We start from the raw sequence: 8,532 nt of genomic DNA on the forward strand, positions 1-8,532 counted from the left end.
GCTAACGAAAGAATTAGGGATAGGAGCGAGCTTACTAGGAATTATTATTAATAAGTGAGAGATGGTGCGGCGAACTTTTTCGAGCCAAAACCATGAAAAGCTTATGATATATGGATTTCATCCTTCTTGTCCCCCTGTCAGATAGATCTACTGTTCCTTCAGATATATGGTCTTACCTGATGTCTCACCTAATTTTAAAGGCAGTAATGTTGAAGTGTAAGTTTGAGGTGTACCTCCTGTAAAATTGACTACGACCGACAGGCTGTTTATTTCGATAGATCCAGTATTAGTGAATTCAACTCGAAAATACACGGGAATTCTTGGGTTGTCGCAATCATCATCAGTGATTTTTGAGGGATTATTATCCCCACTATTCTCTACATTAGCACCACTACCCAAAACATAATTTGTTGCTGTGTTACTGACAAAATCTTGTATTGCAGATTTATTCAAACGAAATTCCCTGCCTCCAATGCCTAAATATCCTGTGATATTGGTAGGAGCAGTAGTTGTTGAACCCACAGAAATATCAACTGCAATGCTATTTACTGGTACTGCCATATCGGCCTCCGACTTGAAAAATTTGTTGCTCGGTCATTTAGTTACAATATAACTTAATCAAATCAAAAATGGATAAATAATAATTTTTTTTTTATATTTGCTTTACTACAAGGTCGGTAATCGCACTAAAATTAATAATTCGCCGTAACGCACTCTATAAGATCGGCGATCGCATTCTGTTATGAGTTGATTGATGTTGGGTTTCCTTGGGTCAACCCAACCTACGGGCGAGGCGATCTGCTACGCAGTGCCTTTGGCATCGCACTCATAATAGTTTACGAAATTCTGCGACTGTCAAACCAGCATCTTGAACAATTCCACCCATTGTAAATGCCTTAATTGGATTGTGCCTTGGAAGAGCAACTTGACGCACCCCATCACTCAAGATGATATGTTTGCCTTGGCGAATGATCCGAAAGCCTACCTTCTCCAAGGCTCGTACTGCATCTAGGTGATTTACGCCAGGAATTCTAGGCATAGTTACACCTGCATTTCAATTTCACGAATTTCCCCATCTTGCAAGCGTTCTTCTAAGGCTGCAAGATACTCACGAATTGCATCTTGGATATTGGTTAATGCCTCTTCCTCAGTATCTCCCTCAGACCAACAACCGGGGAGCGCAGGAACGCCAACAGTAATTCCTTCTTCAGAACGATAAAGGACAATTTTGTATTTCATCATAAGTTCCTTCTAGATAGCACTCCATTTTAGCTTGATAGAATTATGGATGTGGGATCAAATTGTAGCAACAGCGGAACCTCACAGCAAACTTGATATGGTTGGGTTTCCTTGCGTCAACCGTTCGGCAAAAGCTCACGGCCGAAGTTCAACCTACAGGCTACTCTAGGCTATTTATTCCCCCAGAAACGAATCGCACCGTTACATTTCATTAACGCACCCTACAAGATCGGCGTGCTGCTACGCAGTGCCTTCGGCATCGCACTGTTATGAGTTGATTGATGTTGGGTTTCCTTGCGTCAACCCAACCTACGGGCGAGGCTGAAACAGTCCAGTAGCGTGTGTTAGCGTTAGCGTAACGCACGGATTTTGAACATTAGATAAGGTGCGTTACATTTCATTAACGCACCCTACAAGATCGGCGATCGCACTTACGGGTTACTGGTTATCACAGGAAATAGAGCCAATTCATGGTCCAGCCCCCAATATACCCCCTATTATCCCAAGAAGTGACGCCATCCCAGCAGCCGACATTGCTCTCTGTGCCGACGCACCACATAGTTTCCACGACAGTTTGCTTGTCATCTTTCTTGATAATTTCCTTGTTGAAGGCAAGCATCTTTAACGTCCAGCCGCCTAGGTTGCCCAAACGATTCCACTTGTTATCCTTGTCAATCCACGTACCCACGTTGCCTTCGGTACCCACACCCCACATGGTTCCCTTTGTGTCAAACGCCAACATCTTCAACGTCCAACCGCCTAAATTTCCCAAGTTATTCCATTTCTTGTTCTTGTCGTCCCATTTACCGGTATTTCCTTCAGTGCCAACGCCCCATAAGTCACCCTTAGAGTCCCATACTAGCATCTTCAGGGTCCAGCCTCCCATATTTCCTTTGTTTTCCCAGCTGGAGCCGTTCCATATACCAACATTACCTTCTGTTCCAACGCAATAAACTTTTCCCGCTGGGTCTTTGGTTATCATTTTTAGGGTCCAACCGCCGACATTGCCGAGATTCCCCCACTTGTCGAAGACAGGACTCCATATCCCGGAATTTCCTTCCGTTCCAACGACCATCAAATTTAAGGGAACATTCGCCGTGGAAGTGTTTGTGATGTCTGGTTGCATAGTGATCGCTCCTGTGTTAGGTGGCCCCCTTTAAGGGTAGCCAATTATTTGCAGCGAAACAGCGCTGCTCTGATTCGAACTCGTGTAAATGAACTAACGCGGACGTTACTCTCTTATGTGGCATAAGAAAAGGATTTTTCCTGCAAGGCCTAACTATATATTATGCGGAAATTTTCCGTATATCACGCCAAATACGCATTTTTTTAAGAATCTTTCCGTGTATTACGCTCAAATGGAGTGATCGCAAGAAGTTTTCCGTATAATATTACGATAAGCGTGTTATGCCGATTAGCGTACTCTTTTATGAACCCTCCCCCACCCCGAAAACTCCTAGACGTAGTGCGAGAGACGATCCGTCTTAAGCATTACTCCTACCGCACCGAACAAACATATCTGGACTGGATTAAGCGTTATCTGCTCTTCCATCAGAAAAAACATCCCCGTGAAATGGGGGGTGAAGAAATTAGAGCCTTTTTGACCCATCTTGCCGTTGACAAAAACGTTGCCGCCGCCACCCAAAACCAAGCCCTCAACGCCATCCTCTTTCTTTATCGAGAAGTTCTTAAAATTGAACTGGAAAATATCGGTTCATATTTACGGGCAAAAGGTCACAAACGTCTGCCCACCGTCCTCACCAAAGAAGAAGTGCAAAACGTCATCAAGCACCTCAGTGGCGTAGAGCATCTTATCGTTCAACTCCTTTATGGTAGCGGGTTGAGATTAGCCGAAGCCCTCAATTTGCGAGTCAAGGACGTGGATTTTGCTCAAAATCAACTGATTATCCGCGATACCAAAGGCAAAGAAGACCGCGTAACCCCCCTACCCCAACGCATTCAAGCCTCTCTCAAAGAACATCTCCAAACTGTACAACGCCTACATCGACAAGACTTGGAAAGAGGTTACGGTTCTGTTTATTTGCCCTACGCCCTGGCGCAAAAATATCCAACAGCTGACCGTGAATGGATTTGGCAGTATATTTTCCCCTCCTACACCCTATCCCAAGACCCGCGTTCCGGCGAAACCCGCCGCCATCATCTCCACGAAAGCACCATCCAAAAAGCTCTCAAACAAGCCGTTCAGCAATCCGGCGTGCCTAAGCGAGTCAGTTGCCATACCTTTCGCCATAGTTTCGCTACCCATTTACTGCAAAATGGCTATGATATTCGCACCGTTCAAGAATTGTTAGGTCATAAAGATGTGAGGACGACGATGATTTATACCCACGTTTTAGCCAGAGGTGGCAGAGGTGTGAGAAGTCCCCTTGATGATTGACTGATTGGTAATGACAGATAGTCTATAATTTACATAATAAACCAGGGAATTATTAAATTATGACTGCTACCGTTATCGATATTGTAACCTTAATTATTAGTAGCTAAAAATGGCGGATGATTTTGATGTTTTACCCGATGATATTATTAACAGTTTTGAAAGAGAGTAATTTTAAAATATTTACTAGATACTCATATTTTGCTTTGGTGGTTAGATAATAATAAAACTCTGAGTAAGTCAGCAAGACAAATAATTTCTAATTCAGAAAATGCTATTTTTGTTAGATAGTAGGTGCAGTGGTCACTGTCATTCAACCGACACGGGGTCGAGCGAGCCTCGGTTAAGATTGCCGGTCTCGAACAAATTTTCACAGTTTTAGCAACCAAATGAATTACCAGCGCTCGCAACGCGCTCGCTACGCGAGATCGCACAACAGACTGCGATCGCTGCCCAGGTCATTCTCAACCCACCAAAGTTAGGATTGCTCATCGAAGAAATTGAATCTCTTGAGAAGCAATTACTGAGCGCGGGTTGAGAGTCGAAGTTATCCCTTAAATGAGCTAATCGCCTTTAGCTCGGCTTTTATGACGATGAAAGCCATTGCCAGCAACTTAAATCAAATGAGTCAAGACTTACCTGCCTACACCCAATAGGGGCTAAATCCCTTCTTTTCTGGCTAAAAGGACGGGACAATTGACATTAACCCGCACATAATCCGAGAGGGAAGTACCGAGAAGGCGATCGAGATCTGGTAAACTCTTAGCCACGGAAGGACGGCGATCGGGCGAACCCAACAGTAAGAGATCCACATTATAATCATCGACGAGTTTGCAAAGTTGTTCTCCCGGTTTACCCCCCGTCACCAGGCAGCGATAGGGTATATTCATCCGTTTCGCTTTTGCCACTGCCGGCCCTAAAATCGGGTTTTCTTCCATTTCTTTGGGGGAAGTGGGGGCAAATTCCGGTTTTAAGTCGGGGTTGACGCGGGCCAGAATTAACTCTGCTGAAGGATAATCCCGCAGGAGATAAATAGCCAGATCGAGAGCTAAATCAGCCGAAGTGGACTTATCGAGAGCTACCATCACCTTTTTGATTTTTTTGACGTAAATATCGTCTTTTACCAATAACATCGGGTGATTAGTCAGTTGAAAGACGTATTGACTGACGGAATTTTCTAGAATTGCCTCCAGTCGCTTTAGTCCTCGGGAACCCATCAGGATCAAATCGGCACCGATTTCGTCGGCAACTTGACAGACGGTATCTTTGGGATCTCCTTGACGCAGAATCGTGGAAACTTTGCTCGGTTCAATTTTGACTTCTTGCAGGATTTTAGTCAGCATTTGGGTCCCTTCTTCCCATTTACTGGCCAGAGCTTCGGTGGTAATCTGAGGGGGAACAACCCGGAGAATGGTAATCGACGCTTTCCGGATAGCGGGGAGATCCATCAATGCTTGTAGCATTTCTTGGGTTTGACCTGTGCCGGAATCAGCGTATAGTATTTTCTCTAGCATAAGATTAAACTCGGTCTATGATCTTAATAGTTTTCGCCAATTTTCAGCATACTGCTAATGTTGTTCTCGAAATTTAACAACTTATTAAGCGCTTTTTCTTCGGTAAATGCGATGCCGAAGGCACTGCGTAGCAGCTCGCACTTGAGGGGATTTTAAGTATTTATGCTCAATTGACTAGAAATACTTGGCTCAAAATCATCGTGTCAAGCGTTCATTTGTATTATATTTTGGCTGCAATACTGGCGCTCTCTTTTAATCACTGCTGCTGCTCACCATTTAATTGATGATTATTCATGGTTAATTCTCCAGCAACCAAGAGAATTTTTTATTTTTACAAGAGGTGTAGTTATGTCTTTATCAATTCGAGTAATTCTCCTAGTAGCGACGACAGTTTATCAGACGTTATCTGTTTGGTTAGAAGAACAAAAAGCCCCTCCGGGTAATTTGGTTAATCTGGGTAAATATCGCCTACATTTTTGTCTAGCGGGATCGGCTAGTCCCACTATTATTATTGACCATAGTTTAGGGGGAATTGAGGGATATTTTTTGATAGAAGAATTGTCACAATTGGCTAGGGTTTGTATTTATGATCGAGCGGGTTATGGTTGGAGCGATCCTAGTCCATATCCGCGAACTAGCTACCAAATTGTTCAGGAATTAGATAAATTACTAACCCAAGCAAAAATAGAACCACCTTACATTTTAGTTGGTGATTCTTTTGGCAGTTATAATGTTCGACTGTATGCTCATCTGTTCCCAGAAAAAGTAGTAGGTTTGGTACTCACCGATGGTTTACACGACAAAGGAATGCTGAAAATGTCGCCAGCATTAAAGGCATTAAAATTATTTTTCATCTCTGGATTTTTGATGTCGATTATCGGCTCAATTTTAGGCATTATAAGAGTTATGAGAGTTCTGGGAGTTTTTGAATTATTAAAACCAGAATTGCGTCGCTTTTCCCCAGATTCTTGTGATCGAGTTAAGCGTTCTTTCTGTCGCGCTAAACACTGGATGACGATGAGTAGAGAAATGCTTAATCTCGACCAAAGCGCTCGTCAGCTGAGTGAGGCTAACAATTTCGGTAATTTACCGATAGTTAGTATTAAAGCTAATTCTTTTTTTAAACCTTCCCTTTGGACTCGCTTTATTCCCCTCAAAAGTGCCAACCAACTCCGGGAGGAGATGCACCTAGAATTAGGCAAATTATCCAGAGATTTTAGGGAAATACAAGCGGATAAAAGTGGCCATTTTGTCTGGATGGATCAACCGGATGTTATGATCGATGCGGTCAAAATTTTGCTTGACAAAATTAACTCTGTGTGCTAAGTAATTACTCACCGTTCGCTAATTTCTCGAACCGAAAATTTGGTAAATTGTCTTAAATGCAGTCTAGCAAACGCATTGAGTGTTCTACTCGGATATTTGTTAGTACAAAAAGACCATTTTGAGGTTAACGAATTGATTGGGGTTTGAGCGAGCCAATTGGAGATCGCACTCTCGACACTGTTCTACCTACCTTATTCGCTAAAAAGCATACAGTATAAAGGTAACAGCAATTTTAAAACCCTTCCCTTAAAAAATTAAGCGAACAATGAGTTGTGACACTTAGACTGCGGAGTATGGGACTTCTGCTGACGCTAAGATAAAGTCAAATCTCCCAATCACTTTAAAACCTTTGTGATAGGCGTTTGCATTTTAGAGGAGTAAATTAAACCTGACTCATTCTAGGAGTCGATAGCGATTAGTTTCAGCGACGTACTTCCGACCTGGAATTTCATCGGGGGGAATTTGATTGCGTAGCACTAGACGCATATCCCTGACAACCCGGGGGACATTCAGATAATAGCCATGCTCTGAAGGATCTGTAAAACTAGATACCACGCGGGTACAATCGATCGGATAGACATTGCGAGGAAGTTGTCGAGGCTGGAGTGGACCGTCTGTCCCCAGACGGGCGGTATTGCCTTTAAGCTTATCACTGGCCCAAAGAGCGAGGTCGTTGCGGTTGAAATAGACACTTGTCCGGCGCGTGATGCGGGGCAGGGAAAACAATTTGTAGTCGAGATCGAAAGCATCATCATCCTCATCAGCTGCCATCATCAGAACCTGATCGAACAGTCTGGGCAGTTGGTTGCCTACTTGCCTTCTCAATTCCTGTAAAGCATGGCGCAATACATAATTGCCCATGCTGTGGGCAGTGAGATGAAGTCTCTGTTGGCACCGCGCCTCAGTCTGATTAATGAAATCGGCAACTTTGAGGAAGCCGCGGGCAAATGCCGCCCCAGAAGCGGCAGCATCTTGGCGATCATTCTTGTAAGCGATCGCATTTGCGGCTCTCGGATCGGAAAACAGAAGCGCACCGTCTGAAGGCCAGGAAAACAAACATATATTCAATTTGAGGGGAGGCTCGGTATCGCCAGGGTCTCTGGCAGTCAACACTTGGTGCAGTTGAGCTGCAGCCGTTAGAGCACCACGAAATGAAACGTTGAAGCCGTGAATGAAGATCAGCGTATCTTTGGCATTCTCGATCATCTGTTTGCGGACTTGCAGGGCGATCGCCTGACTGCCCAAAACGGGCGGATCACCCAGCAGATTTTCTGGGGCAACTTGGATTTGATACTGAGAAAAGTTCTCACCCGTTACCTCGGCTTTTCCAAAACGCAAGTTAGCCAGTCCATCCTGACTAAAGGTACTCCCGAAGTCAAAACCCGCCTCTAAATCATTTGAGGTAACCAGGTTGCGGTTTGTAGCAAAGTAAATCGTCGTCATCCAAAATCTCCATATTTTCTTCGGTTTTTTGGGAACAGGATAGGCTAAACCACTTTAGCCCATTGCCCCTGCTCTTTTCCCTGTCTAATCCCGTGTTCAACTATATTTTTAGTCTTGATTTACAAGGCTCTCAGAAATCAGCACAGATAAAGCATCCTCGGGAACCTTGATTCTGTAGTTTTTAGTTGCACATCGGGTTATCTAACAATTTTACTTCCCCTTTGCGCGGGTAGTTTTGCCAACTTTGGTGTTGGGGTTTATGTCTCCATCGTGCGTCAGGGTCAGCGACCATTTGTATGGTCTTTTGACACTCCCGTCACCAAAAGCGAGGGATTCTTAGTTCAACGAGTCCACTTAAATTAGATGCCTTGCGTTATCCAATCCAGATGTGGTTCTCTCCCTAAGCGTTACTTTTCGTATGCCCTACGATAGTTGTATTTCTACAAAATTTGCTTGAATTGAAGTGTTAGCTTCAAATAGTTACTAATTCTGTACGCAAATATTGCATCTAGAATTAGCTTTGTACGCTTTGACCCGTACTGGGTTAACTACGAACCTCTCTATCGGATTCCCGCTAAAGGCGGCCTCTCCGACTACCTTTCTTCCAATATTTAA

At 43.8% G+C, this 8,532-nt stretch carries 9 protein-coding genes and 1 pseudogene; 4 read left to right on the forward strand and 6 right to left on the reverse strand.

Annotation, left to right across the window (positions count from 1 at the left end; translation table 11 throughout):
* Positions 1-147 precede the first annotated feature (147 nt).
* The 4 genes from IM496_RS19050 to IM496_RS19065 form a co-directional block, all read right to left on the reverse strand.
* On the reverse strand, positions 148-561 hold the full coding sequence (locus IM496_RS19050) for a hypothetical protein (RefSeq protein ID WP_287662941.1): 414 nt from the start codon (positions 559-561) through the stop codon (positions 148-150).
* 265 nt (positions 562-826) lie between these two features.
* Positions 827-1,039 (reverse strand): type II toxin-antitoxin system HicA family toxin, encoded by a 213-nt coding sequence (locus tag IM496_RS19055; RefSeq protein ID WP_002791471.1) that lies wholly within the window; start codon positions 1,037-1,039, stop codon positions 827-829.
* Positions 1,040-1,041: 2 nt separating this feature from the next.
* Complete coding sequence (locus tag IM496_RS19060; protein WP_002738180.1) at positions 1,042-1,239, reverse strand: type II toxin-antitoxin system HicB family antitoxin; 198 nt, start codon at positions 1,237-1,239, stop codon at positions 1,042-1,044.
* A 448-nt stretch (positions 1,240-1,687) separates the two neighbouring features.
* Complete coding sequence (locus IM496_RS19065; protein WP_287662942.1) at positions 1,688-2,365, reverse strand: hypothetical protein; 678 nt, start codon at positions 2,363-2,365, stop codon at positions 1,688-1,690.
* Positions 2,366-2,668: 303 nt separating this feature from the next.
* Between IM496_RS19065 and IM496_RS19070 the strand changes: the two genes are divergently transcribed.
* Positions 2,669-3,637 (forward strand): integron integrase, encoded by a 969-nt coding sequence (locus IM496_RS19070; protein WP_149106503.1) that lies wholly within the window; start codon positions 2,669-2,671, stop codon positions 3,635-3,637.
* 415 nt (positions 3,638-4,052) lie between these two features.
* A pseudogene (locus IM496_RS22520) lies at positions 4,053-4,290 on the forward strand (hypothetical protein); the annotation flags it as partial.
* A 3-nt stretch (positions 4,291-4,293) separates the two neighbouring features.
* Here the strand turns inward: IM496_RS22520 and IM496_RS19075 are convergent.
* Positions 4,294-5,148, reverse strand: a complete 855-nt coding sequence (locus tag IM496_RS19075) for a universal stress protein (RefSeq protein WP_287662943.1) — start codon at positions 5,146-5,148, stop codon at positions 4,294-4,296.
* 348 nt (positions 5,149-5,496) lie between these two features.
* On the opposite strand from IM496_RS19075, the gene IM496_RS19080 reads away from it, so the two are divergent.
* On the forward strand, positions 5,497-6,474 hold the full coding sequence (locus IM496_RS19080; protein ID WP_287662944.1) for an alpha/beta fold hydrolase: 978 nt from the start codon (positions 5,497-5,499) through the stop codon (positions 6,472-6,474).
* Between the two features lie 393 nt (positions 6,475-6,867).
* Here IM496_RS19080 and IM496_RS19085 read toward each other — a convergent pair whose 3' ends face one another.
* Positions 6,868-7,680 carry an alpha/beta hydrolase gene (locus tag IM496_RS19085; protein WP_228009501.1) on the reverse strand — a complete coding sequence of 271 codons (813 nt, stop codon included), beginning with the start codon at positions 7,678-7,680 and terminating at the stop codon, positions 6,868-6,870.
* Here IM496_RS19085 and IM496_RS19090 point away from each other — a divergent pair.
* Positions 7,642-7,866 carry a hypothetical protein gene (locus IM496_RS19090; RefSeq protein ID WP_228009503.1) on the forward strand — a complete coding sequence of 75 codons (225 nt, stop codon included), beginning with the start codon at positions 7,642-7,644 and terminating at the stop codon, positions 7,864-7,866. The genes IM496_RS19085 and IM496_RS19090 overlap by 39 nt on opposite strands.
* Positions 7,867-8,532 lie beyond the last annotated feature (666 nt).

The organism is Microcystis sp. M049S2 (genome assembly GCF_020245625.1).
GTDB lineage: Bacteria > Cyanobacteriota > Cyanobacteriia > Cyanobacteriales > Microcystaceae > Microcystis > Microcystis ichthyoblabe_A.

Bases quoted from the DNA above. Each gene is read 5' to 3' on its own strand.
- IM496_RS19050 (WP_287662941.1), bottom strand. From the start codon at position 561: ATGGCAGTACCAGTAAATAGCATTGCAGTTGATATTTCTGTGGGTTCA.
- IM496_RS19055 (WP_002791471.1), bottom strand. From the start codon at position 1,039: ATGCCTAGAATTCCTGGCGTAAATCACCTAGATGCAGTACGAGCCTTG.
- IM496_RS19060 (WP_002738180.1), bottom strand. From the start codon at position 1,239: ATGAAATACAAAATTGTCCTTTATCGTTCTGAAGAAGGAATTACTGTT.
- IM496_RS19065 (WP_287662942.1), bottom strand. From the start codon at position 2,365: ATGCAACCAGACATCACAAACACTTCCACGGCGAATGTTCCCTTAAAT.
- IM496_RS19070 (WP_149106503.1), top strand. From the start codon at position 2,669: ATGAACCCTCCCCCACCCCGAAAACTCCTAGACGTAGTGCGAGAGACG.
- IM496_RS19075 (WP_287662943.1), bottom strand. From the start codon at position 5,148: ATGCTAGAGAAAATACTATACGCTGATTCCGGCACAGGTCAAACCCAA.
- IM496_RS19080 (WP_287662944.1), top strand. From the start codon at position 5,497: ATGTCTTTATCAATTCGAGTAATTCTCCTAGTAGCGACGACAGTTTAT.
- IM496_RS19085 (WP_228009501.1), bottom strand. From the start codon at position 7,680: ATGATCGAGAATGCCAAAGATACGCTGATCTTCATTCACGGCTTCAAC.